General features: G+C 52.2%; 18 protein-coding genes and 1 pseudogene. 15 read left to right on the top strand and 4 right to left on the bottom strand.

Features of this window, described 5'->3' with window-relative positions; genetic code table 11:
* Positions 1-21 precede the first annotated feature (21 nt).
* Entirely contained in the window at positions 22-5,118 is a 5,097-nt protein-coding gene (locus tag K3T83_RS44155) for a Tc toxin subunit A-related protein (RefSeq protein WP_220209515.1), read from the top strand.
* A gap of 164 nt (positions 5,119-5,282) precedes the next feature.
* Here the strand turns inward: K3T83_RS44155 and K3T83_RS44150 are convergent.
* Positions 5,283-6,406 (bottom strand): IS630 family transposase gene (locus tag K3T83_RS44150; RefSeq protein ID WP_220208040.1). Its coding sequence is split into 2 segments (ribosomal slippage): positions 5,283-5,998 and positions 5,998-6,406, totalling 1,125 coding nucleotides; the frame shifts between segments, so codons are not numbered across the junction.
* 95 nt (positions 6,407-6,501) lie between these two features.
* Between K3T83_RS44150 and K3T83_RS44145 the strand changes: the two genes are divergently transcribed.
* From K3T83_RS44145 to K3T83_RS44110, 7 genes and pseudogenes are all read left to right on the top strand, one after another.
* Entirely contained in the window at positions 6,502-7,176 is a 675-nt protein-coding gene (locus K3T83_RS44145) for a DDE-type integrase/transposase/recombinase (RefSeq protein ID WP_373324747.1), read from the top strand.
* A 160-nt stretch (positions 7,177-7,336) separates the two neighbouring features.
* On the top strand, positions 7,337-7,768 hold the full coding sequence (locus K3T83_RS56710; RefSeq protein ID WP_236065206.1) for a helix-turn-helix domain-containing protein: 432 nt from the start codon (positions 7,337-7,339) through the stop codon (positions 7,766-7,768).
* Positions 7,769-7,904: 136 nt separating this feature from the next.
* Positions 7,905-8,312 (top strand): transposase, encoded by a 408-nt coding sequence (locus tag K3T83_RS56705; RefSeq protein WP_373324746.1) that lies wholly within the window; start codon positions 7,905-7,907, stop codon positions 8,310-8,312.
* A 59-nt stretch (positions 8,313-8,371) separates the two neighbouring features.
* Positions 8,372-9,766 (top strand): annotated as a pseudogene (locus K3T83_RS58690) (IS701 family transposase).
* A 746-nt stretch (positions 9,767-10,512) separates the two neighbouring features.
* On the top strand, positions 10,513-10,734 hold the full coding sequence (locus tag K3T83_RS44120) for a toll/interleukin-1 receptor domain-containing protein (RefSeq protein WP_220209511.1): 222 nt from the start codon (positions 10,513-10,515) through the stop codon (positions 10,732-10,734).
* A 21-nt stretch (positions 10,735-10,755) separates the two neighbouring features.
* The gene (locus K3T83_RS44115; RefSeq protein WP_220209510.1) at positions 10,756-11,067 is read left to right on the top strand and encodes a toll/interleukin-1 receptor domain-containing protein; all 312 of its coding nucleotides are present in this window, start codon (positions 10,756-10,758) and stop codon (positions 11,065-11,067) included.
* Positions 11,068-11,079: 12 nt separating this feature from the next.
* Positions 11,080-11,730, top strand: coding sequence for a response regulator (locus tag K3T83_RS44110; protein ID WP_220209509.1), 651 nt, complete (start codon positions 11,080-11,082; stop codon positions 11,728-11,730).
* 252 nt (positions 11,731-11,982) lie between these two features.
* Here K3T83_RS44110 and K3T83_RS44105 read toward each other — a convergent pair whose 3' ends face one another.
* A complete protein-coding gene (locus K3T83_RS44105; RefSeq protein ID WP_220209508.1) occupies positions 11,983-12,297 on the bottom strand; it encodes a hypothetical protein in 315 nt (104 codons plus the stop codon).
* A gap of 59 nt (positions 12,298-12,356) precedes the next feature.
* Here K3T83_RS44105 and K3T83_RS44100 point away from each other — a divergent pair, with 59 nt between their 5' ends.
* The 4 genes from K3T83_RS44100 (at position 12,357) to fxsT (ending at position 22,730) form a co-directional block, all read left to right on the top strand.
* Entirely contained in the window at positions 12,357-12,974 is a 618-nt protein-coding gene (locus K3T83_RS44100; protein WP_220211084.1) for a tetratricopeptide repeat protein, read from the top strand.
* A gap of 969 nt (positions 12,975-13,943) precedes the next feature.
* On the top strand, positions 13,944-18,647 hold the full coding sequence (locus tag K3T83_RS44095; RefSeq protein WP_220209507.1) for a caspase family protein: 4,704 nt from the start codon (positions 13,944-13,946) through the stop codon (positions 18,645-18,647).
* Positions 18,648-18,723: 76 nt separating this feature from the next.
* Complete coding sequence (locus K3T83_RS44090; RefSeq protein ID WP_220209506.1) at positions 18,724-19,278, top strand: hypothetical protein; 555 nt, start codon at positions 18,724-18,726, stop codon at positions 19,276-19,278.
* A 158-nt stretch (positions 19,279-19,436) separates the two neighbouring features.
* Positions 19,437-22,730, top strand: a complete 3,294-nt coding sequence (fxsT, locus tag K3T83_RS44085) for an FxSxx-COOH system tetratricopeptide repeat protein (protein ID WP_220209505.1) — start codon at positions 19,437-19,439, stop codon at positions 22,728-22,730.
* 192 nt (positions 22,731-22,922) lie between these two features.
* Here the strand turns inward: fxsT and K3T83_RS44080 are convergent, their stop codons facing one another.
* A complete protein-coding gene (locus K3T83_RS44080; protein WP_220209504.1) occupies positions 22,923-24,449 on the bottom strand; it encodes a hypothetical protein in 1,527 nt (508 codons plus the stop codon).
* The gene (locus K3T83_RS44075; protein WP_220209503.1) at positions 24,446-24,991 is read right to left on the bottom strand and encodes a DUF262 domain-containing protein; all 546 of its coding nucleotides are present in this window, start codon (positions 24,989-24,991) and stop codon (positions 24,446-24,448) included. The genes K3T83_RS44080 and K3T83_RS44075 overlap by 4 nt, the downstream gene beginning before the upstream one ends.
* Positions 24,992-25,288: 297 nt before the next feature.
* Here K3T83_RS44075 and K3T83_RS44070 point away from each other — a divergent pair, with 297 nt between their 5' ends.
* From K3T83_RS44070 to K3T83_RS44060, 3 genes are all read left to right on the top strand, one after another.
* Positions 25,289-25,459 (top strand): hypothetical protein, encoded by a 171-nt coding sequence (locus tag K3T83_RS44070; RefSeq protein ID WP_220209270.1) that lies wholly within the window; start codon positions 25,289-25,291, stop codon positions 25,457-25,459.
* Positions 25,460-25,583: 124 nt separating this feature from the next.
* Positions 25,584-25,799, top strand: a complete 216-nt coding sequence (locus tag K3T83_RS44065; RefSeq protein ID WP_220209502.1) for a hypothetical protein — start codon at positions 25,584-25,586, stop codon at positions 25,797-25,799.
* Between the two features lie 148 nt (positions 25,800-25,947).
* Positions 25,948-26,166 (top strand): hypothetical protein, encoded by a 219-nt coding sequence (locus tag K3T83_RS44060; RefSeq protein ID WP_220209501.1) that lies wholly within the window; start codon positions 25,948-25,950, stop codon positions 26,164-26,166.
* Positions 26,167-26,173: the final 7 nt, after the last annotated feature.

Below are 26,173 nucleotides of genomic sequence, written 5' to 3'. Positions count from 1 at the left end.
TTTACTAGCACCCTGCGCGACATGCGACGGACGTATCAACGCGCCTTCAAGGCGCTGCTCTTCGCGCACCGCTTCGGCCTCTCCGCGAAGCCCATCAGCGAGTATGGGCAATCCGAGATTGGCTACATGCTGGCTCACCCTGATCTGTTTGAGGGCACGTCATACTATCGAAAGGAACAGAATGCTGGATTTGGCACGCACCATGCCTACTTCGACTTCAATTTCCTGCCTCTGCTCGACAACTATCACGTGCCATCGCCCACAGAAGATCAGCGCGTGCAGCCCTCGGTCAGGCGGCAGCAGGCGCTCTTTGACTGGTGGGAACGCATCTTCGACTATGTCCAGGTGCGCAAGGAAACGCGACATGTGCGCGAGCATCCCCTCTGGCTGCTCTTCGACGAAGCGGCTGAGAGGCAGCCGGATAGCCCGGCCCAACTGCTCCGCCACGTGGGCGTGGAGCTTGACCACGCTAACCTGGCAACCCACTACTACCAGGGCTACACCATCAGCAGCGACGATCTAGAAGATGAGCGATGGGCTGTTCGCGCCTGGCGGGCCGAGCGGTGGATTCGAGACCTGCATTCTAACTTCGCGGCAAAGGATTTTCAGATGGCGCGTCCCGACCTCTGGGCCTCCGATGACCCAAATGCTGTGCAGCCCGGGGAAACGCGGTCTGGAAATGAGAACCTCACGAGCTTTGTACGCGATGGTTGCATTGAAAATGGCAGGCCGCGCCGCTACAAGGATGTCAAGCGGCTCAATGACGAACTGCGGGGGCATGCCAGGCGAGCGCTACTGGCCTACCTGTGTGGCATGAACCGCGTGCCGCTGCCCTGGGGAGGCTATGCGCAAGAGGCAGATGACCTGAGCGCCCTGCTGCTGCTAGATGTCGAAGTCGGTCTCTGCGAGCGGACAACGCGCATAGAAGAAGCGATCAGCGCCGTGCAGATCTATATCCAGCGCTGCCGCCTCGGCCTCGAAGCTGATTTCGCCGCGTCCTTGCAGTTTATCCAGCTCTGGGAGAGCAGCTTCGCCACGTTCCGCACATGGGAAGCCTGGAAGCGCCGCGAGTTGTACCGTGAGAACTGGATCGACTGGGATGAACTGGGGAAGGCGGAGCGCACAGAAGCTTTTCGCTTCCTTGAGGCCGAACTCCAACGCTCCATCCTGACCATGCCCAAGCCGGGTGGCATGGAATACTGGCTAGAGCAGCGCCCACCAGCGCCCACCAGGTTCGCGCTACTCCAGCGACACGATCCCTCGCATATACGAGCATTTGCTCAGCCACCGCAGCCGGAAGGGCTTGACTTGCTCGGTACGCCGGAGCGTGATGCACGCCTATCGTGGCTCTCGGCGGTATCGCTAGAAACTCCCTCAGAAGACAACGGGAACCACGATGGACCGGGTATCCTGGAAGTAGATAATCCACCATCACAACCTGGTGCCTCGCAGAAGCTGCCATTATGGGTCGAGGCGGCTATTCGGCTCAACGTGCGCTTTCTGCGCGTGGTCGCCGCTACCGAGCCGCCTACCTCGACTATGTTCGCTCCTCACCACAGGGACGAAGAAGCAGGCTGCTGCGAATGCGGCAAGGTACACCTTGCCGTTGTCGATGAGTATTACTTCTGGCTGCTCGACTCGCGCTTCTACACAGCGCAAACACAGGATGCTACCTGGGACTGGCAAAATGCGGACGTCCTCCCGCCGTTGCTCCATTGGGATGACCAGCCGATAGTGCACCTGGCGTGGTGCCGTGTTCACAATGGCGAGTTCCAACAACCTCGTCGGTCGGATGAGGGTGTACCCATTGCTGTAACAATAGATAACCAGGGCAACAAGACAGTGGCGGTTGCTCAACTCAAACTTAGCGGGAGAGCTGGCGATTCGCTCACCTTCGAGGTGGTTGGGGCCGCCGACCCACTTGCGGGCTATGCCACTCACGGGCGGCCCGGCTTCCGCTACGATCTCGTGACCGATACAGCCGTGACACTGCCGCTGGTGGTCGCGCCACCCACACCAGCGACGAGTCCCTACCCTGGCGGATTGGCAGCTTACCCGTACTTTGCCTACTTCGAGCCGGGTGCGCCGATCATGCCGCGCTCTCTGGCTGGCCCGGCGCTGGTGCTTGCCCGTACACTCCGCATACATTGCCGCTTTGAGGAGGCGCTGAAATGGTACGCGCTGGCCTTCAATCCTCTCGATGAAGACTGCTCGTGGTGCTCACAGAAGCAAATAGTCATTACAGAAGAGAGCACTGCAAGTCCTGTTGAAATCTCTATCGAGGTGCCAACAACGACTCCTGTGGCAGTCGTTGCAGAGGCCTGGAACCCGTTGGCGGAAGGCTCAAGCGGAATCAACGAACCCGCACCTATGCCGACGAACCTGGAAAGTGTACCAGAGTCCAGCCTGCCATCGGGCGTAGGCGAGGTCAGCACAGATGTTACTGCAGCCGAGAATCCATCGGATGGAGCAAGCGACAATAGTGATACTGCCAGTATCGAGAGTCCTTCTGAACAATCGATTATCAATGCAGAACTTGAGCAGGGGAATGGACGTGTGCTCAGAGAGTTGCCCTGCTGTTCGAGCATCACGTTCTCGGACGAAGTGGCGTGTCATCGTTCCATCACCCTGCACTACCTGGAAACCTTGCTGGAATGGGGTGATGCCTTGATGCGCCAGAACTCGCTGGAGGCGTTTCAGCAGGCGCGGGTGATCTTCGATACTGCCGAGCGCATTCTGGGGAAACGCCCTCGCTCCGTGAGAGACATGCAGGTCAGCAATGACAAAAAAGGGCAGGGGCCGCAGATAATTCTCACCTTCGTCCCGGCCTGCGCTCCTCTCAATCCTCGTCTCCTTACCCTCTATGAGCAAGTAGACGACCGGCTGGCCCTGATCCATAGCTGCCTCGATGAGCGCAGATTGCGTAACGGACGCCTCGCCCGCGAGATGCCCTACTGGGGCAACGATACACGGCACAACGGCTGGCAGACAATTGTCAGGGCTGGAAGCGAGATGTGCGCTGACGAGGGCGAACGATGCTGTCCTCACAGCCCCTATCGCTTCCTGTTCCTTATCCAGAAGGCACAGGAGATCGCCAACCAGGTGCGAGAGTTCGGTGCATCCCTGCTTGCTGCATTCGAGAAGGGTGATGCCGAGTACCTGGCCTCGCTGCGTGCCCTCCATGAGCGCCAGATACTGGACCTGACCCTGGATGTACGCCAGTATCAGTGGCGAGAAGCCGACTGGCAGGTGCAGGCGTTGCAGAAAACGTTGGAGGAAACACAGGCGCGGCTGAACTACTATACAGGCCTCATCCAGAACGGGCTGATCAGCAACGAGGTCCAGTACCAGGTCCTTACGGGTACCTCCCTGGCTGCACGGTCGGCAGCCACCATCTCTGAGGGCATTGGTCAATCGATGATTGCCGTCCCGGACTTCTGGTTTGGGGAAGCCGGATTTGGCGGTTCTCCGCTCTCCTACAACCAGTTTCCCCTCGGAACCAAGCTGTCAGCGCTGTTCGCTGCGGCAGCACGCATCTCCAACATAGCGGCTGACATCGCCAGCACAACGGCATCGCTCGATTTGACAGAGGCGGGCTGGGACCGGCGCTTGCAGGACTGGCAGTTCCAGGTCCAGGTTCTCGGCATCCAGATTGAGCAGATAACCCGACAAATTCTTGCCGCCCAACGACGGCGGGATGCGGCGCTGCGCGAACTCAATAACCATCAGCAGCAAATGGAACATGCAGCGGAAGTGCAGGATTTCCTGCGCGATAAGTTCACGAATCACGCGCTCTACCTGTTCCTACAACAGGATACTGCCATGTTGTATAGCCGCATGTATGAGCTGGCGCTGTGTGCTGCCCAACAGGCCCAGCGAGCATTCAATTACGAACGCGGCCACACAATGCGCCGCTTCCTGCCTGGCGAACTATGGGATAACCTGCACGAGGGGCTGCTGGCGGGCGAACGGCTGCAACTTGCGCTGCGCCAGATGGAGAAGGCGTACCTCGACGAGAACGTGCGCGAGTACGAATTGACGAAACATTTCTCTCTGCGCCTGAACTTCCCGCTGGAATTCCTGCGCCTCAAAGCGACTGGCTGTTGCGAGATCGAGATCCCTGAGTGGATGTTTGATCTCGATTATCCCGGCCACTATATGCGCCGTATCAGAAACGTGTCGCTGACTATTCCCTGCGTCGTCGGCCCATACACAGGTGTGCATTGCCGTCTCACTCTGCTACAAAGTATGACGCGAGTTCACCCAGGCCTGCGCGACCCGCTTATCTCGTGCTGTGATGACGATGAGTTCGACAACGGCTACCGACCAATCTACGATGACCCGCGCGTCGTCACCCAGTACGCTGCTACCGAGGCTATCGCTACGTCGAGTGGGCAGAACGACTCAGGCCTCTTCGAACTCAATTTCCGTGATGAACGGTATCTGCCATTCGAGTTCATGGGAACGGTCAGCCGCTGGCGCATTGAGCTGCCACAGGAGAATAACCAGTTCGACGTTGCTACCATTACTGACGTGATCCTGCATCTGAACTATACAGCACGCGATGGCGGGGGGGTTCTGCGTCGTGCAGCGAACGAGTTCGCGCAGCGCTACCTGCCCGGAAATGGCTTGCAGTTCTTCGACTTCAGGCATGATTTACCGGAGGCATGGCATCGTTTCCAGAGTGTACCGACAGGCGAAGAAGCGCATAGGTTGCTTAATCTTCGGCTTGGCCGTAACATGTTCCCCTTCCTACCCGGCCATCGTGAACTGCGGATCAACCGGCTAGAACTCCTCTTTGAGGCCCCCGAGGCAGAACCAGGTCGTCACCTGGTAGTCGAATTCCTGGTTGGTCAGAAGACAAAGAACGGAAAGGAAGATCGGGACGATTGTAAAGTATATGCTATCGACTGCATCGCGAGTGCCGATTGGCCAGGACTCTATCATGGAGTTCTTAACATCGAGTTGGGGCCTCTTCGTCACAATGCAGATCACAACCTGGGAGCTTTCAGATTCCCGTGTGATAGTGGAGAGATCTCAAATGCTTTTCTGTTCTGTGGCTATGAAGCCAGATCTAGGGGTTGTGTTGCAAAAAAGAAAGCTGATCTGATACAGTGAAGAGAAAAGAGCGAAAGCGATTTCCTTCATGAGCAATCACAACCAGAATCCCTTCACATGGCGTCATTTCCACTCCGACATCATACGGCTCATGTGTCCGCTGGTATCTGCGTTATTCGTTGAGTAGTCCCCCACACTGAAGGTGATGCCTGGTTCTCGTTCCCTTAAGAAGGAATTTCCTCGCGTGAGGGATACAAGTGTTTCAGTTTGATGCGTGCATCGGGAGGAGTAAAGCGCCACTGCACCATGGCTTTTTGCGCGTTGCGTGCGTGCTCCCATGCAGCAATTTCTTGACGGAGTTGCTCGATATTGCTGATACGCCTCTTCAAACATTGGTTGACTAAGACCGATAACTCAATTTCCACCATATTCAACCAACTCCCGTGGAGTGGTGTGTAATGCCATTCGATCCTTTTTGCCAAACGGAGTGCTTCTGGGAAAGGAAACGTTTCATACAGAGCAGCAGGCGTATGTGTATTCAGATTATCGAGGACTAGCCGCACTTTGGAAGCAGAGGGATATTTCTCATCAAGCAGGTATTTGAGACAGTCGGCGAAATCTCGCTTCGTGCGGGTGGCTTTGACCAGAGCATGCCGCCAACCCGCTTGTGGCTCAAACATCAAGAAAGTGCTACACGCACCATGGCGCGAAAATTCCGTATCCTCGCGAGCCAGGCGACCCGATTGCACTGGTTGGGGTGGTTGCAGGTGTCCAATCAGTTGACAAGGACGCTCATCGATGCACACAACAGGGAACGCTGGATCGTAGGGCTGCATGTACAAATCCAGGAGATCTTCCATCCGCCAGACGAACTCCGCCCCGACTTTCGGAATACACCACTCTTCTTTCAACCAGGGCTTGAGTTCCTTTTTTTTAAGACGCGACGAACTGTCTCATCAGAAATGCTGTCCACGATGTGCAATTGCACCAGTCGGTTCGCGAGCAATTCGAGCGTCCAGCAAGTGCGGCCTTCGGGAGCATCACTGCAAGCAAGCGCGACCAGATAGGCTTCTTGCTTCCCATCGAGTCGAGGCTTTGCGCCAGGACGAGGGAATTCAGTGAGCGCATGATCTAACCCTTTTTGACAGTACCGTTTGCGAACCCGTTGGACCGTTGCCCGACCGACTTCCAGCGTCTGCGCAATTTCGTCGTCCGATTTGCCTTGATGGGCTAGTAATAAGATGTATCCTCTGGCGATGGTTCGGGCGGAATGTTCCCCCACTTTCAGGAGGTCATGCAATGTTGTCCGATCTTCGTCGCTCAGACAGACTTTGTGGATGAGGGCCATGCGGTTCTGCTCCTTTTTTTCTCAGCATACCTTAAGGAGCAGCCAGGCATCAACTTTACTGTGGTGGACTATTGAGCTATCGCGATCTCGAAGAAATGATGGTTGAGCGCAGTCTGAGCGTTGATCATACCACGATTTATCGCTGGGTCCAGCACTATGCGCCTGAACTGGAGAAACGCTGCCGTCCCCATTTGAAAACGTACAATAACTCCTGGAGGGTTGATGAGACCTACATCAAGATCAAAAAAGTATGGGTCTACCTCTATCGAGCCGTGGATTCAGATGGCAATACCTTGGAGTTTCTCTTGAGTCCAACACGTGACGCCGAGGCCGCCACACACTTCTTCCTCAAAGCACTGCACGGCGCGTGTTCAGTTCCTCATGCTCGTCTGCTTGAGGAGCCAGTGAGCCAGTCCACTGTTTCGGCTCATCTCACCATCACTACGCCAACTCCGCGAGTGATCAACGTCGATAAAAACGCGGCGTATCCCAAAGCAATTGCTGACCTCAAAGCAGCTGGAATCCTGCCTGAACACGTGGAATTGAGACAGGTGAAATACCTCAACAATATAATCGAACAAGACCATCGTTTCATCAAACGCTTAACAAAACCAGGGATGGGCTTCTTCTCGTTTGAGACAGCCTGGCGCACATTACAGGGATTCGAGATGATGAATATGCTACGCAAAGGGCAGATCCAAGGAGTGGCAAAAGGAGATGTGAGAGGCCAAGTCGAGCTGGTTGCCAAGCTGTTTGGAGTGGCCGCCTAAGAACGTTTGAGAGAGCCACTTGCCCTCAACTTCTTTTCCTCATATTTTTTTGCAACACAACCGAACAAAACGGTCTACAGCGGTAGGCAGAAAGGTTGAACCGGTGATAGAATACAAGGAGGAAAGTAAGAAGCGGGAAAGCAGAAAAAAGGAGAAGCCAGTGAAAGCCTACTCAATCGACATGAGAGAACGAGTACTGCAAGCCGTCGAAAAGGGATATCCACGTGAAGAGATCATCAAACTCTTCGGCATCTCCCGATCAACGATCAAACGCTACCTCAAGCAATGGCATGAGACGGGCAATGTCGACAGAAGGCCAATTCCTGGTCGACCTTCCAAGAAATTTGCGCCGTTACAGGCAGGACTGACTGCCCAACTGCAAGCACATCCAGATGTAACCCTGGAGAGGCACTGCCAATTATGGGAACAGGAGCACGGTCAACGGGTAAGTACGACGACGATGGGGCGTGCCATTAGGCGCATGGGATGGACACGTAAAAAAAGACGATGGGTGCCACCGAACGAAACGAAGAGGCGCGAAGTGCTTGGCGAGAACAGCTCAAGCAGCTCGACGCCCGCAAACTGGTCGTGATTGACGAGTGCGGCTCCAATATTGGGTTGACTCCCCTGTATGCACGAGCGCCATCCGGGCAACGAGCCTATGGCAGTGCCCCACGCAATCGGAGGCCGCGAATACCACCTTGATTGCAGCCTTAACCTATGAGGGGATGGGCGAGGCAATGATCATTGAAGGATCTGCCAATACAGTCGCTTTTGAGCGCTATATTGAAGAGATCCTGGTCCCAAGCTTGAGTGTGGGACAGATCGTGATCATGGATAATCTGGCAGCCCATAAAGGCAAGAAGGTTGAGCAGCTGATCCAAAATAAAGGATGCCAACTGCTCTTTTTGCCAGGCTACTCTCCTGATTTCTCACCGATTGAGGAAACCTTTTCCAAAGTGAAGGCGTTCCTGCGCCGAGCGGGAGCACGCACACGGGAAGCCTTGCAGGAAGCCATCTGTCAGGCGCTCCTCACGGTAACTGCGAAGGCGTGCTCATGGCTGGTTTGCTCACTGCGGCTATCTTCCTGCACAAGAGCTGTCGTGATGGCTCAACCTTTTGGCTCAACGCTGTAGCGCAACTTTGTTGAGAGTGGATCGGGGAGAGTAGAATAAAGGGAGAGGAGGAAGATGAGATGACGAAACGACGAGCTATTCCGACTGCGCCCGAGCCGCTGGAAGCGTATGCTGGATGCTTTGATGACCTGTTCGGGAAGAGCAATCAACGCGATGAATTCCGCCGCTACCTGGAGGGTTTGTTGTTGCCAACCGAACGCAACAAAACGCTGACGGGTCTGGCGAATACCGAGCCAGACGTGGGAGCCCAGCATCCACGTGCGCAAGGGATGCAATGGTTTCTCTCGGAATCGAACTGGCAAGAGCGGCTCGTCCAGGAGCACCGCCTCCATGTGCTGCTGGAGGAACCCAGTACGGCCCCCAACGACCAAGGCGTGCTGGTGATCGATGAGCATGGTGATCGCAAGCGTGGCCACAAGACAGCCCATATCGGCAAGCAATACCTGGCCAACCTGGGCAAGCTCGACACGGGGGTGGTTTCGGTGACGAGTCTGTGGGCTGACGAAGGCGTGTACTACCCAGTCGATTTTGAGCCGTACACCCCGGCTGATTACTTTGAGCAGGGCAAACACGATCCCGCCTTCCGTACCAAACTCAAGATTGGTGTCGAGCTCGTTCGTCGAGCTGTCCAGGTGCCGCTTCCCTTTCGTGCCGTGGTGGCTGATTCCTTCTATGGAGAGGATCATGGCGGATCGCACAAGGCTTGCGTGACCTCCATGTCGGCTACGTGTTAGCGCTCAAGCCATCGCATGCGTGGTATCATCCCGAAACGGAAATCGGCTCGTTCCAGGAGGCCGCTCAGGAAGCGAGGTGGGAAGGAACAGGCCATCCGGGCCGCTGGATCAAGGTCACTCGCACGTTTCGCGATGGCTCCTCACAGGACTGGTGGGCGCTGGAACTCGACATCCGTCCCTTTGGACCCGACAAACCTGAGCGGGTCGTGGTCGCGACCACTGATCCAGCCACCTTGCCTGATCTGAGCACCTTCTAGTCTTTTTACCAATCTCCCGACTCCAGGTTCACCGCGCGCACAGAACAGTGAATTCGCGGCTGCAAGTGTGGAAGAAGTGGTTCGTCTCTATGGACTGCGGATGTGGGTCGAAGAGAGTTACAGGCAGGTGAAACATGCCCTGGGTTGGTCGGAGTATCAGGTCAGGAGTGATCAGGCGATGCGGCGGCACTGGCAGCTGGTGTGTTGTGCCTTTTCTTTTTGTTGGTATCATCAAGCTCACGCCTTTGCAGCAGAGCCGCTGACCGTCCCAACTCAGTCTCCTCCCCAGGCTTCGGAAAGACAAAAAGCCGGGGAAAAAAAAAGCGGACGAACGGCCACGGGTCTCTTGGCCCAAAGCGCTGCGAGCGGTTCGCGGATGGCTCGAACCTTGGATCTTGCTCCAGAGGTTTTGGCACGCGTGGTCGCCACATCCCCCACCTCTCCCGCTCCAGCAGCTTTTTGAGCATCTCTGGCGAGGCTCCCCACTCTACCTGTATGCGACCTATTGACCTGAGTCAACAAAGTTGCGGTAGGCAGAAATGAGCAAGTGGATCGTCAATGGTATCTCACAGATCGGGAAAACGTGCAATCAGCAGAATGATAGCGGACCTCCAATGTAGTCTCTTCCTCCCATCTCCCCCTTGATGCAGGCCTGCTCGCCCAGCGTCGCTAGGTCAAGATTGATTCTCCAGCCGTTTCCACTGCGAACAAGAAAATAGAACGGTGTATTGGGTTGTATATGCCTTGAAATCGGGGGAAAGAAGCAAGAGGCGTGGAAGCGCGGGAAGAGGAGAGTCACTGTTGCTCTAGGAAACGCTACCCCCTCGTTGCGTCCCTATTCTCCATACTTGCTCGTTGCCATTTGGGAAGCACGAACCTCTTTCGTCTATGACTATGAGTATACCAGTATATGCAAATCATCTCTAGGTGTAGTATACTAGGCAGTATCGGGAGGGAGGGGTTTTTCTCTCAATGCCGAGTGCTTCAGGAAAGCACTTCAGAAGAGGAATGAGATACTCTGTGTTAGGAAGAATGAGCTAACAGGATCGATGACGGATAAGGTGACTAGATCATCGCAAGAGAAACTGCCCGGCAAAAAGCTTGTGAGAAAGCAGGTAACATATATTGGTTCTGAAAGATAGGATGTGTGGCTTTTTTCTTCCCAGAGCAACGAAGTCGGAAACATATGATGTGAGGAGCCGCAATAGCATGGAAGAGCAGCAACAGCAGCAACAGGAGCGGGTTGATTTCTTCATCAGCTATCACAACACTGGCAAGGATCAAGCGTGGGCTGAGTGGATTGCCTGGCAACTAGAGCAAGCAGGGTATCGCGTTCACTTTCAGGGCTGGGATGGGTGCCCCCAATCAAATGTCGTGAAAGCGGTGGATGACGCAACAAGGCGTGTCGAGCGCACGTTTTTTTTATACTAGCAAAAAGGATATAGGCAATACATGACAATACATGTTTTCTACTCTTACGCTCAAGAAGATGAAATTTTACAAAAGAGGCTGGAGACGCATCTTACCGTTCTACTCCAACAAGGAGCAATCACGGCTTGGAATAAAAGAAATATAAGTGCGGGTACTGAGTGGATGAACCAGATAGATGAGCATATCGAAAATGCACAGATTATTCTTCTTCTAGTGAGCGCTCATTTTTTTGCTTCCCAATATTCCTATGGGAGTGAATTGCAACGAGCTCTCCAAAGACATAGGCTTAATGAAGCTCGTGTTATTCCGATTATACTTCGTTCAGTCGACTGAAAAAATTCACCTTTGGGTGAACTTGAGGCTTTGCCTCGGGATGGAAAACCAGTAACAGGCCGTAGTTGGAAAAATATGGACGAAGCTTTTACAGATATTGTTCATGGTATCCGAGGTGTTGTCAACCAATTAATAGCATATGCAGAGTTGAAATCACAGCTACCTATTCCATCTGACATTTCTCAAGCCTTACCTGCCTTCCTTACACCCGAAGTTATTGGACAGTTGATAACATATGCAGAGCTAAAATCACAACTACCTGCTCCATCTGATATTCCCCAAGCTCAATCAACTCCTCCTAAGGTGCTAATTATGGATGATGATACAGTAATGGGTAATTATCTAGAACTCCTCTTAAAAAATGCTAATATTGGAAGTCAACACGTCATTAATGGTGAGCAAGGTTTAATGGCTGCACAAAAATTTTGCCCTCATCTTATTGTGCTTGACTTAGCAATGCCTGTCGTAGAAGGGTTTGAAGTCATACGACGCTTGCGAGCGTTGCCAAGTACTCGTTCCACTTCTATCATTGTACTAACAGGGCTTGATAGTGAAGAGTATCGGATGAAAGCTTTTGAACTTGGTGCTAATGACTACATAAAAAAGCCATTTAGAGCTGAAGAATTACTTGCCCGGGTAAAAGTTCAACTTTCTAAACTGTAAACTCTACAATTGCGTACATGTTGCATATCAAGTTTCTAACAAGGTATAGTCATCAAGTAAAACTATTTCAGAAGATCGGTCGATCTCAGTATCTAATGGTGAATAATAAAAAAAGAAATATTACATGCACCTACAGAAAGCACACCGGAAAGCTAATGAAGCTGTATTATTCGGTCTTGCATCTTGTTGCTCAATACATACGATTCGCACTTATTGAGATGCCACGTTAAGAATTCAGGTTTATCCTATATGCTAGTAGTCTCGGTCTGCTTGTACAGAGGATACATCCATTTGGCAAAAATAGCCACTTGGCTCCTCGGCGATGATCACGCGCTTCTTGATATCGACGGGCTTGCGATTGAATTTGGCTGACAACCCATATCGTTTATGATGCTCGTCGATCTCCTCTTTGTGGTCATCCAAATACTTCTTGATAGCAGCATGCCTGCCGCCAACAAGATCAACGATCACCGCAGGATTGATAAACCAGCGACTTTCTTCCTGGATATCCGTGCGGTCGTTGTAGTACATAATGGCCTGGAGCGCGCGGCGGAACCGCTTTTGCAACGAGCGATTACCCTCTTTGAGGGGCAGGTGGAAGCGACTCATCCCACACGGCAACCAGCCTGAGCAATCTGGCGCAACTCTATCAGGCCCAGGGCCGCTACAGCGAGGCGGAACCGCTCTATCAACGAGCGCTTACCATCCGAGAGGAACAGTTGGGAGCCATGCATCCTCACACAGCAAACAGCCTCAATAATCAGGCGGCTCTCTATGTGTATCAGGGTCGCTACGGGGAGGCAGAGCCGCTCTTGCAGCGAGCACTTGCCATTGCTGAGGAGCAGTTGGGAGCCAACCATCCTCACACGGCACAAAGCCTCAATAATCTAGCGATGCTCTATCAGGAACAGGGTCGCTACCTGGAGGCGGAACCGCTTTATCAGCGAGCGCTTTCCATCTATGAGAAACAGTTGGGAACCAATCATCCCGACACGGCTACCTGCCTCAATAATCAGGCTCAACTCCATCAGGATCAAGGCCGTTACAGTGAGGCGGAACCGCTCTATCAGCAGGCACTTGCCATCCGTGAAGAGCAGTTGGGAGCCAACCATCCTCACACAGCTACCAGCCTGAATAATCTGGCACTGCTCTATGTGGAGCAAGGTCGTTCCCAGGAGGCGGAACCCCTCTTGCGGCGGGCTGCCAGGATTGCCCTTGCATCTTTGGGCGCGAGCATCCTCTGATCCAACGCTTTATGGAGAATTACAACCTTCTCTTGACCGACCTGTATCCTCACAGAGATGTCGAAACGATGTTGCAACGGCTTCCCCGACCAGAGCAGGATGGCCCCCAGGAGAATACGTCTTTCTCCTGACCCTTTGGACGAGGAGATGGATACTCAGCATTGGTGTGGCGTCTTGCGGCAAGCACGTGCCCCATGATGCCATCACTGGAGGCAGAGAGATCAAGCAGACGCAAACGTTATGTGAGGAAACGGGTTTTGCGCTGGCAAGAGCCTCTCAGCAGAAAGCGTGGCGCTAGACAGACGATGTGCTTTACTCAACAGATCGAAGCATTAAAGGAGATCCTCGGATTCGGCCAAGACGCTCCCAGCACAAATGCAATAGAAGATCACCTCATACCTCCCTCTGCAACACGGGGAGTAGTTCTTTGAGGTGAGGCAAGATCTTGTGGATCTCCTGCATGGGTTACAATGTTGCTTGCTCTGCTGTAGGGAGTCCATCCTATGGGGCATCAGATCGATCATGAACTCCTCATGTGGCTCCTGGTCTAGCTCGCCTCGATGCAGATCTGCTTGCCCAGCGTCGCTAGGTCAAGGTTGATTTTCCAGCCTTTCCCACTACGAGTGAGAAAATAAAACGGAGTATTGTGTTGCAAATATCTTGAAATCGGGGGCAAGAAGGAAGAGATGTGGCAAGCGCGGGAAGAGGAGAAACACCACCTACACAAAGAAACGTCATCCTCTCGTTGCAGCCTCATTCTTCACATTCACTCCTTCCCATCTGGGAAGCGCGACATCTCTTCGTCTATGACTATGAGTACATCAGTATATGCGAATCGTCTCCAAGTGTAGTATACTAGGCAGCATCAGGAAAGAAGGGCTTTTCTCTGGAAGTCGAGTGGTTGGTGAGAACACTCTTCAAAAGAAGAAAAGGATGCCTTGTGTTGGAGCGAAGGAGTGAGTAGGATCGATGTCCGATGAGGTGACAGGATCGTCACAAGGGAAGCAAGCAGGGAAACGGCTGGCTGTCGTGGTGGGAGTCAATGGGCCATCCGCTCCTGGCCGAGCGCCTCTGCGCTATGCGGAACATGATGCAGAGGCGATGGCTGAGGTCTTGCAGAGTGAGGCATGTGGTTTTGAGTTGTTCGCTCCTCCTCTGCTTGGAGAGCAGGCCACCGCCGCCGCCATCAAAGATATGATTTTTGATCTGGCTGAGTCTTTGGGTGAGGAAGATACGGCACTCTTCTATTTTAGTGGGCATGCCGAGGTGATGCCCATTGGAGCTGATCTCGATGAGGTCTATTTGATCAGCCATGATTTCAAGCCGACGCGGACGCGTTACGACAAAGACGCAGAGCTTTCCTTGCGGTTGCTCCGTCGCTGCTTGTTTGAGCATGAGAAGGCACAAAACATCCTCATCATCCTGGACTGCTGTTATGCAGGTCAATTTCGCGACAGCGCTCCTGATCCGTATCTGGATGAATTGCAACATCGGTTGCGCTATTATTTTGGGGAGCCTGGAGCCGAAAGTCCTGCCCGTCGAGGGGGAGTGCGTTTGGCGCTCACCGCCACAGGAGAAACCGTTGCCAAAGAAGCTGATGGGCATGGTCTCTTAACAGGACATCTGCTCACTGCTTTGAAGGGGGAGCGAGAGCAAGCGACCACGCAGCAAGGAGAAATCACGTTCACCAGCCTCTTTGGATATCTTGCGAAATGTATGCCGCTGGAGCAAACTCCTCATTTCTTTGGAGCGGGTCGTGAGATGATCCTGGCAAGATATCATGACTTTTCACAAGGGCAACGTCAAAAACGAGAGCAGGAGGCACGACATGCGGAGCGAGAACAGCGCCTTCGCTCCCTGCTCGCCGATCATCACGGATTTCTGAACGACCGCCTAGAGAGTTTTGTAGGACGTTCGCAGGAGTTAGAAGACGCACGCCAGCAGGTTGCTGCCCTTCGCTCAACGGGAGGGTATCTCACCATTACAGGGCAAGCTGGTCAGGGCAAGAGCAGTCTGATCGCCAAACTGGTTGAGGAACAAGCCCAAGCACAAGGTAGTCTGGAACGGGTCGTCTTCCACTTCATACCTCTGACGCCTCCTCCCGATTATCAAGTGGCGCTGCTGCGCAATCTGATGGCACGGCTCATCCTCAAATATGATCTCTCGGACTTGTATGTTGCCAGCGAGAGTCGAGCGGCACTTGGAGAAGGCTTTCCCAGAGTCCTGCAAGAGATCGCTGAAAAGGGGAAGCAAGAAGTTCTTTTCATCGACGGGTTGGACCAACTGCAAGCGGACCCGCAGACAGGACTGCGTGATCTGAGCTTTTTGCCGCAAGGTCCAGGTCAACCGCCACCCGGCATTGTCTTTGTCCTGGGAACCCGTCCCAATGATACGTTGCGTCCCCTTGAACTGCTCTCGTCCCATCAAGAATATCGCCTTCCCCCTTTGAGCCGTCACGATTTCGATCAGATCTTAGCCCATCGTAGTGTCGTTCTGGCACATTCTCTCGCCGACCGCTTCTACCGTGCGGGAGGGGAGAACGCGCTGTATCTGGATTTGGTGGCAAAAGAATTGGCGGCTCGCCCGCTGTTGTCGGAGCCACATGTCGAAGACATCGTTCGACGCTTGGCAGATGATCCAGCCAATGTGTTTTCTTTGACCATTGATCGGCTTCGTCAATCAGAATCGCTGTGGACGACGGTGATCAAACCAATGCTTGGCCTCCTGTTGGTCACACAAGAACCGCTCCTGCGCGAACAAATGAAACAATTGCTCAACCTTATCCCCTCTTCCCATGTCGATGGAGAACAGCTCAATCAGGGATTAGAGCGGCTGGGCGGTCTGGTGGTGATCGACGCCCAGCGCTGTTATAGTTTGTTTCATCTCAAATTCCGCGAGCATCTCCACCAGAAGGAAGCTCATCTGACCAAGAGATATATTTTTGACATTGAGGATGTGCAACATTTTCACACATATTTCATTGCATGGTGTGAACTCTATGGGGTGGAGGGTATCTGGGAAGAGGCCTCCTCTCATCTCTCGGAGCAGCAACGTCGTCGCTATGCACGAGCGCATTATATTATGCATCTTTATGAGGCCGGTGTGTGGAAGAAATTGTTTCAGATCTTAGATGAGGGCGTTTACGGCAAAGCCAAAATCCGTACTGATCCCAGTATGCGCAGCTATGCTCTGGACCTAGATCTGGGACGACAAGCATTGAGTCATCTAAAGTGGCATTGGAGAGATGCACTCCAATCTCTCCCTCGTCTGTGGCAATATACCCTCTTACGTGGAAGTCTGGCAAGCAGGGCTGATAGCTATCCACGAGAGGCGTTTCTGCTTCTGCTTCTGCTGGAGCAGGAAACAAAAGTGTTGGGTTTGGCTGAATTACTGACGAATCCATACTATAAAGCAGACATTTTCATGTTAATTGCCAACCATTTGATGATGAAACCTGACCGGAAACAGGAGGCGTTGCAACTGTTTGCACGATCCAAACAACTGATACTTTCTCTCTCCGTTTTTCACCAAAGAGAGAGAGCATTAATGACATTGGCAAAAGCGCTAGGGCAAGCAAGGCAGTGGCAGGAGGCAGAACGGATTGTCGTCTCTATCGTTGATCCAGCGGCCAAGGCACAAGTGTTGACCATCATAGGGAGCATGTTAAGACAAGCTGGACATTGGCAAAAAGCCAAGCAAAACTGGAAGAAAGCCGCATACATTTTGCTCTCTATCACTGTTTCTGAAGGGAGAATGGATGGACTGATCGCATTAGTAAAAGCGTTAGGGCAAGCAGGGCAGTGGCAGGAAGTAGAACGGGTCATCCACTCCATGTCTGACGAGTGGTGGCAAGCCAGAGCTGTGAGTGAATTGGTGGTGGCATTGGGGAAAGCAGGATACCAGCAAGAAGCAGAACGGATTTTTCTTGCTATCTCTGACCAAGAACAAAGAATGAATGTCTCTATCAAGCTCGCAATAGCATTAGGACAAGCAGAGCAATGGCAGGAGGCAGAACGGATCATCTCCTCTATGCCTGACGAAGAGAGGAAAGCCGCAGCCTTGAGTGAGTTAGCTCTAGCGCTAAGGCAAGCAGGGCAGTGGCAGGAGGCAGAACGGATCATCTCCTCTATGCCTGACGAAGAGAGGAAAGCCGTAGCTTTGAGTGAGTTAGCTCTAGCACTGGGACGGGTGGGTCAGTGGCAGGAAACAGAACGCATTATCAGCTCTATTCCTGATGAGTGGATGAAAGCGGAAGCCTTGAGTGGGTTAGTAATAGCGCTGAGGCGAGTAGGTCAGTGGCAAGAAGCGAAGTTGGGTATTCTTTCTATTTCTGACCGAGAGCAAAGAGTGAAAACGTTTATCAGGCTCGGCATTGCATTGGGACAAGCAGATAAATGGCAGGAGGCAGAACTATGTTGTCAAGAAGCAGAACGGATTTTTCTTGCTATCTCTGACCAAGAGCAAAGAATGAACGTCTTTATCAAGCTTGCAAGAGTATTGGGACAAGCAGATAAGCGGCAAGAGGCGGAACGAATTATCTCCTCCATGTCTGATGAAGAGAGGAAGGGGGAAGCTTGGGGCGAATTAGCTCTAGTATTGGGACAAGCAGGGCAGTGGCAGGAGGCAGAACGGATCATCAGCTCTATTCCTAATGAAGAGAGGAAAGTCACAGCCTTGAGCAGGTTGGCAGTAGCATTAGGACAAGCAGAGCAGTGGCAGGAGGCAAAACGCATTATTGGTTCTATTCCTGGTGGATGGGTGAAAGTGGAAGCCTGGAGTGAGCTAGTGATAGCATTAGGACAAGCAAGGCAGTGGCAGGAGGCAGAACGAATTATCTACTCCATGCCTGATAGGCGGGTGAAAGCCATAACATTGAGCAGGTTGACGATAGCGTTGGGACAAGCAGGGCAGTGGCAGAAAGCAGAACGGCTTATCGGCTCTATTCCTGATGAGTGGATGAAAGCGGAAGCCTGGAGTGAGCTAGTGATAGCATTAGGACAAGCAGGGCAGTGGAGGGAGGCAGAACGCATTATTGGTTCTATTCCTGGTGGGTGGGTGAAAGTGGAAGCCTGGAGTGAGCTAGTGATAGCGTTGGGACAAGCAGGGCAGTGGCAGAAAGCAGAACGAATTATCTACTCCATGCCTGATGAAGAGAGGAAAGCCGCAACATTGAGCGGATTGGCGATAGCGTTGGGACAAGCAGGACAGTGGCAGAAAGCAGAACGAATTATCTACTCCATGCCTGATGAAGAGAGGAAAGCCGCAACATTGAACAGGTTAGCACTAGTATTGGGACAAGCAGGGCAGTGGCAGAAAGCAGAACGAATTATCTACTCCATGCCTGATGAAGAGAGGAAAGCCGCAACATTGAGCGGATTGGCGATAGCGTTGGGACAAGCAGGACAGTGGCAGAAAGCAGAACAGCTCATCGGTTCTATTCCTGATGAAAGTCGTCGAACGCAGGCAATTTCTCACCTCATACGTGTTTTTGCTCAACAGAAAGAAGCAGACCATATCGTTTCTCTCGTGCAAAAAGAATGGTTACGTGCTGTCAGCAGAGAGCAGGCATGTGAAGTCTTCCCCCTTGTTCTGCCTCTCATTGCTGAGCATACCGAGTTAGGCATAGAGTTGTATCACGCCTTTGCTTGGGTGGATTCCTTCTTACAAGGATAATGTCTGGCCTGAAGTGCTAAGGAACGAGAATAGTTGCTCTTTTTGAAAAAGGGTAGGTTTGAGAGGAGAACCGTCCATGACGCAGATATCCCCTCGGTCAGAGGATGAACAGAAATGTACAGTCATATTAGAATTGGTCACAGACCCGAATGACCACGATCCTGCTCTGCTGAGTGCAATCGGACACGAGGTGGTTCACTTGGCGCAAGCAGAAGGCTACACCACGCGACCTGCACCCTATACCGGAGAACGAGGGATCGAAAGTTTCCTGGTCGAACTGGTCACATTCATTGCAGCCAATCATGCGACCATTGCAGAAGGCATTGCCGATCTCAGTGGGCTGCTCACGGTTTGTACCTCCTTGGTGCCGCTGCTCAAGCGCACCAAAGAGGCCCACACCCAACACGTCGGCCAACAGGACAGCGCGACTCATCCCATCAAGCTCACGGTCGAGATCGATGGCAAACCGCTGGTGATCGAAGCAGTCGATCTCACTCAGGCCGATGCTGCCCTCCAATTGGCTCTCAAGTATCGTGCGTTGTACCCGACCACCGCAGCTCAGGTAACGCCAACCAGCACGATCAAAGTGCAAGGGCAGATATCTGCACGCAAGCGTAGGAAGCGCCGCTAAGATGCGCAGGAGCGCTATTGATGGTCTTGTCGTGTTTGGAAGAGAGAGCGAACAGGCTTCTTCAATGCGCAATTGATGATGGTCCGAGAGGTGGGGAGCGGGTTCTCTCTTCCCGGAGCTCTGAACAGGAACCGAGTGAATTGAGGAGCAGCACCAGCATGGACGAGCAGGAACGGGTTGATTTCTTCATCAGCTATCACAGCACTGGCAAGGATCAGGCGTGGGCCGAGTGGATGGCCTGGCAACTAGAGCAAGCGGGCTATCGCGTTCACTTTCAGGGCTGGGATGTGCGCCCTGGATCAAACATCGTGAAGGTCATGGACGATGCCACTAAGCATGCCGAACGTACGTTGCTGGTGTTGTCTGCCGCTTCCCTGGCTTCTGATGAGATGGTGGCACAATGGGCAGTGGCCTTCCGACGTGATCCAGCAGGCAAAGAGAGGCGGGTGCTGCCCGTGCGTATTGATGCTTGTGAGATTACAGGGTTGCTTGGATCTCTTGCCTTCATAGATCTGGTAGATCTGGAGGAACAGCAGGCACGCGACCGACTCCTGGAAGGGGTCAAACAGCAACGGGTGAAACCTTCAACCGCTCCCTTTCCGGCCTCTGAGCCACGAGCGATCTTTCCACCATCTTTCTCTCCCCTCTGGCATGTGCCTCATCCTCGCAATCCCTACTTCGTTGGACGCGATGACGTTCTGGAGACGTTGCACCAACGATTGGTTCCTGGGGAGAAAGCGACTGCAATTACCCAATCGATCAGCGGATTAGGCGGCATTGGCAAGACCCAACTTGCTCTCGAATATGCTCATCGGTATACACAGGACTATACAAGCGTGCTCTGGGTGCCAGCCGACTCCCTGGAGACCACCACCGCCTCCTGGCTTCAGATCGCAACGCAGGTGCTCGGACTCCCTGAGCAGCAAGAAGCTGACAAGCAGATTGCGGTGGTGAAGCGCTGGCTTCAAACCCATATTGGCTGGTTGCTCATTTTCGATAATGTTGAAGATCCTCACGATATTCTTTCCACCTTCGTTCCCAGCAAACATCATGGCAGTGTTCTCATGACCACGAGACGGCGCGATGTGGGAGCGCTGGCCCAGAGTGAAATGCTTTCGTTGTTCTCCGAAGAAGCAGCTACCCTCTTTCTGTTGCGACGGGCTGGACGAATAGCCAGAGACGCGCGTGTGATTGAGGCGAGCGCTGACGACGTGAAGCTTGCCAGAACCCTGTGTCACCTGCTGGATCGATTGCCGCTTGCTCTCGATCAGGCTGGAGCCTACATTGCCGAGACAGGATGTAACTTGCAACGCTATCTCGACCTCTATGAGAGCTATCAGTCCAAGCTCTTAGCGCGTCGTGGAGAAGCCACTGAGCATCCCTCGGTCTTCCTCACGTTCAAATTGTCTTGGGAGCAGCTTCACGAGCGTCATGAATTGGTCGCACAAGCACTGAGCTTCTGCGCTTTCCTCGCCCCCGATCAGATCCCTGAACAGATGGTGATGGATGCCTTGCTCTCTTTGCAGAAGAACGACAACCCCCCAGATGCACTCGCTCTAGACGAGGCGCTGGGATGGCTGCATCGCTATTCGTTGATTGAACGGAGAGATCAGATGGTGTCGCTGCATCGGCTTGTACAGGAAGTCATACAAGAGGTGCTTTCTGAGCAAGAGCGAGAGCTGTGGATGCAACGAGCGGTGCAGGTAGTCAATGCCGTGTTTCCCAGCGGAGAGCATGGCACGTGGTCGCTCTGTGAGATCCTGCTTCCCCATGCCCTTCTGTGCGCCGGGTGGTTGCGTACCATGAACCAGCAGACCTCTCAAGGAGCGCGATTGCTCAACAATACTGGTGGCTATTTGTCTGAACGCGGCTTGTACAAGGAAGCAGAACCGCTCTTGCAACGGGCACTTGCCATTGATGAGGAGCAGATGGGAAACACACATCCCGACACGGCGACCAGCCTGAACAATCTGGCCGGTCTCTATTGGCGCCAGGGGCGCTATGCCGAGGCGGAACCACTTTTTCGGCGAGTGCTAGCCATCTTTAAGGATCAGATGGGAGCCACACATCCCGACACGGCGATCAGCCTGAACAATCTAGCAGAGCTTTATAGAGAACAAGGCCGCTACGCGGAAGCAGAACTGCTCTTGCAGCGAGCACTCGCCATTCGAGAAGAACAAGTGGGAGCTGCTCATCCCCAGACAGCCATCACCCTGAACAATCTGGCAGGTCTCTATGTGGAGCAGGGCCGCTATCAGGAGGCAGAACCGCTCTTGCAGCGAGCACTTGCCATTCGAGAAGAACAAGTGGGAGCTGCTCATCCCTCCACAGCGACAAGTCTGGATAGCCTGGCAGGTCTCTATGTGGAGCAGGGCCGCTATCAGGAGGCAGAACCGCTCTTGCAGCGAGCACTTGCCATTCGAGAAGAACAAGTGGGAGCCTCCCATCCTCACATGGCGAGGAGTCTGAACAATCTGGCAGAACTCTATAGGAAGCAGAGCCGCTACCAGGAGGCGGAATCACTGTATCAGCGAGCACTCGCCATTCGAGAGGAACAGTTGGGAGCCTCCCATCCTCACATGGCGAGGAGTCTGAACAATCTGGCAGAACTCTATCAGATGCAGGGCCGCTACCAGGAGGCAAAACCGCTCTTGCAGCGAGCGCTCGCCATTCGAGAGGAACAGTTGGGAGCCGCTCATCCTCACACAGCGACCAGCCTGAACAGCTTGGCAGGTCTCTATTGGCACCAGGGCCACTACCAGGAGGCAGAACCGCTGTATCAGCGAGCGCTCGCTATTCGGGAGGAACAGTTGGGAGCCGCTCATCCCTCCACAGCGACCAGCCTGAACAATCTGGCAGCTCTTTATAAGAGTCAGGGCCGCTACCAGGAGGCAGAACCACTCATGCAGCGAGCGCTCACCATCTTTATGGAACAAGTGGGAGCCTTCCATCCTGATACGGCGGCAAGTCTGAACAACCTGGCAGGACTCTACGTGGAGCAAGGTCGCTACCAGGAGGCAGAACCACTCATGCAGCGAGCACTCGCCATTCGAGAGAAGCAGGTGGGAGCCTTCCATCCTGATACGGCGACGAGTCTGAACAACCTGGCAGGACTCTACGTGGAGCAAAGTCGCTACCAGGAGGCAGAATCGCTGTATCAGCGAGCACTCGCCATCTTGGAAGCACTGTTGGGAGCTACGCATCCCAACACAGCAACGAGTCTGAACAATCTCGCGACGCTCTATGTGAAACAGGGCCGCTACCAGGAAGCAGAATCGCTTTTGCAGCGGGCACTAACGATTTGCCAAGCTTCTTTCGGGATGGAGCATCCTCTGACTCAGCGGATTGTCAAGAATTACATGGTCCTGCTGGCCGACCTGCACACCAATGGAGATGTCGAAGCCCTGCTTTACCTGCTCGCTCAACACGAACAGGAGGAGCCTTCGCCATGATGTTTTGTATGAAGAAGTGGCTCTAAAATGAAGAAGTATTTGGCACGTCCTTGCACTGAGATGAACGCACCTTTGCCATCTTCCTCAAGATGATGTTCTCTCGTTGTCACACGTTCCCTTTGTTTCTTGAGCAAGTCGAACTCCTAGACGAAGCAACCATCTAACCACTTCTTTTCATACTTTTTTGATTGATTACCGGAGATTTCTTAGAGGTTGTCCTGTACGCTCTAGAAACATGGAATTATAAATGCTAATGGAGGACCATCCTGTCATTTGCTGACCCCATGTGTTAATTGGCAATCGTTTTCCCTCAAATTCTACAGTATCACCATCGACAATTGTGGCAAAGCGATCCGGGCGTTTGCGTGTGAAAACGCGCTCACCGACGACGACCTTCCCTTCAGCTATCAAGTCTCTCAAACGAGGTTTTGTAGATGATGGGATCTCTTGACTCGTTTCCGATTGACTTCCATAGCGAGCCATCATCTCTGTCGCTACATCAGTCGTATAGTGTTTGATCGCATCGAAAATGGTTTCTGCTCTTTCTTCAAGAAAAAGCTTAAAGTGTGAATTCCACGTTTCATCAGTAATCATATCGACAGGAATAAGATGAGATGGTAAACACTCAGCCAGTTGAGAATTCACTTTCTGCTGAAGTTCAGACATATACTCTACGGGGGCCTTCTTGCCCATTTGAATATTGAGGATCTTAGGAATAAGGGTTCGGTTTACGACGCAATCAACCAGTTGATCGGCCTCGTTCTGATTCATGCCTACCATTTTCGGCTTACTTGCAATGTACGCACGTGGGTAAATGTGATGGTCTTCCAAATCCATTGAGACGGTGATTTTATGCGTGCTTTTCCAGTCTTTTAGCCCTTGAGCCGCATATCCCAAGAGGTTGAGAATACCTCGATAAATGGTACTTGATCGTTTGGTATAACTGAATAAATCGCTTGGTTCGGTTATGAGTGGGCGCATACGCATAAAGTAATTCCGTGCAGTGATCCGCTCTCCGCTCGCAACTTGGTGAAGCGCTCCACTATCGATAATAATGATCTCATTGGAAGACGTACTATAACGGTTGGAGAAGATGGATGTCCAATACCAATACTCAAGAAATTTTCGTTGGTTCTCACTCATCGAGTGAAAGTGCTTGATCTGTCGAAGAAACATCATGAGGGGAATAATCATATTCTCGGAAGGCATCCAGGCTTGAGAGAGGATATAATGTTGGTCTGCCAGATAACGAAGACTCCGAGTATAGCATTCACATGTCGTATCCCAATAGGTTTGAAAATCTTTCGCCTCAAGATGCCTCAGAATAAATTCCTTGTCAATAGAAATAGAACTGCGTTGTTGAGTACCAACGATATAAGCAATGGCTCGAATAATAATTTCCCGGTTCAATTTGAAAGGACTTTGGCTCTCAAATTCTTCGATCTTCTTGCGGAGATTGAAGCCATCATAGAGCTTTGCAGCCAAGATATCCGTGAAGTTGAGCTGAATACCTCTGCTATTACTCCGCTCAAAAAAGGTACAAAATTTATTTAAACCCATATCGAGAAGATAGAAAGCAATTAACTTCTGTTGTTTATAGAGATCGATAAGTCGCTTGATTGCCAGGCGATAGAGAATTCTGGCCTTCTTTTGTTGGTTCTCGTCGAGTTCGAGAGACATTCTCTGCCCATAGAGCGTTTTCCCAAATCGAGTATTCAAGTCATCTTCTTCGAGCAAGTTTTTTCAGTGTCATAGGCATCTGAGAGTTTGACGGAAATGGCAGAAGAACTTTCTTCCCCTGCAACGTGTTGGACCATTTCCTCTAATGAGAGCTGTCGAATCGTGTCAACATCCTGGTCAACTAGAGCTTCATGAAGCATGATGTATACGGTATCAAAGCCCACAATTGCGCGATAAATTGATGTGATCCGTTGCTGTCCATCGAGGACAATACGAAAATTTTGCGTTTGTGCCTTTATTTTCATTTCATCAGCGGAGTAGCTGTAGGTGTGTAACTTTGTCATACTCCCCTTTCCCTTACGAGGGCGAGTATCCAGTTCACGAACTGTCATGCCAAATGAAGGCTTCCCATAAATTAGCGTCCCTATAAATATTTCGCGAATTAATGAATCGAAAAGATCATAGGTTTGATCGAGTTCCCAACGAAAATCTCGTTGAAACTCTGGTAGCATGATCGTCTGCTTTTCAATGCTTCTCACAATCTCAAGGAGTGACTCTGTTTGACTCTGAGTATCATTCACAATACGTTCCCTTTCCATGTTTGCTTCATTCTATACAGATAGTGCTGTATTTATATTAAACGCTATTTGAGCAATTGAGTAACAGAAAAGGAGTGAAAACACTTTGTCTGCTTCTCCTCTATTTCCCTTTGAAATGTGTTCTTAATCTTTTTTTGAAATCAGAGAGCACTTGCCATCTATGAGGAGCAGTTAGGAGCTCCTCATCCCCACACGGCAATGAATCTGAACAATCTGGCGAGGCTCTATAAGAGTCAGGGGTGCTTCTAGGAGGCTGAAGCTTTCGTGCAGTGGGCAGTCATGATTTGCCTAGTGTCTTTAGGAGTAGAGCATCTTCAGACCCACAAGCTTCTCAAGAATTATATAATTCTCCTGGCCGACCTGCACGCCAATGGGGATGTCGAAGCCTTGCTTCACCTGCTTGCTCAAAAACAGCAGGATGGCCCCCAGGAGGAAGAACCTTCGCCATGACACATTGGACGAAGTGACGAATACTCAGCATTGGTGTGGTGTCTGCTGCTGTACCCCTCCCATGATGCCATCAACAGAGGCAATGAGGTCGAGCAGACACGGGTGCTATTTGAGGAAACGGGTTTTGCGCTGGCAAAGGCAGGAGCTTACAGAGAGAAAGCCGCATCAGGCGCAAGAGCATAGCGTGAGGGAGCGCATTGAGGCATTGCGAGACATTCTCTCGGAAACAGGAGGTGTGCCATCAGCCAGCAGAAAAGATCTGAAGCAGGCTCAACTCCCGGATCGCGAACCCCATCATGTCATGACCAACCAGGCTCAGCATCTTTCTGCAAACGAGTGAGAACATGCAGGCGGCTGGAGGGAAGAAGCTCTCTTCCCTCCAAATGGCAAGGTTACGTGAACAGCGAAAAGTGCTTGCTCACCGCCTCTTGGATCATCTTCGTCACAGCTCCAGTGAAGATGCTTCGTACGTTCTGGAGCCGTTCTAGATGCTCGATCCAGGGCAGAGAAAAGCTCCAGTGATACTGCTTGTTCTGACGGGTGAACGTGAACTGCCAGAACAATGCCAACAGGGTCAACGAGGACAGATTTCATGTCTTCTGACGCTCAATCTGGTAGGGAAGCAGGCTCAGCAGGAGCCAGAGCCAATGGATGCGGATTCCTGCTATTTAGTGCTCATGAACTTTATCCGTCGTTTCAGTTGTTAAACGCGAA

The sequence above is a fragment of the Reticulibacter mediterranei genome (assembly GCF_016587455.1).
This window is presented reverse-complemented; position numbering and strand designations above follow the sequence as displayed.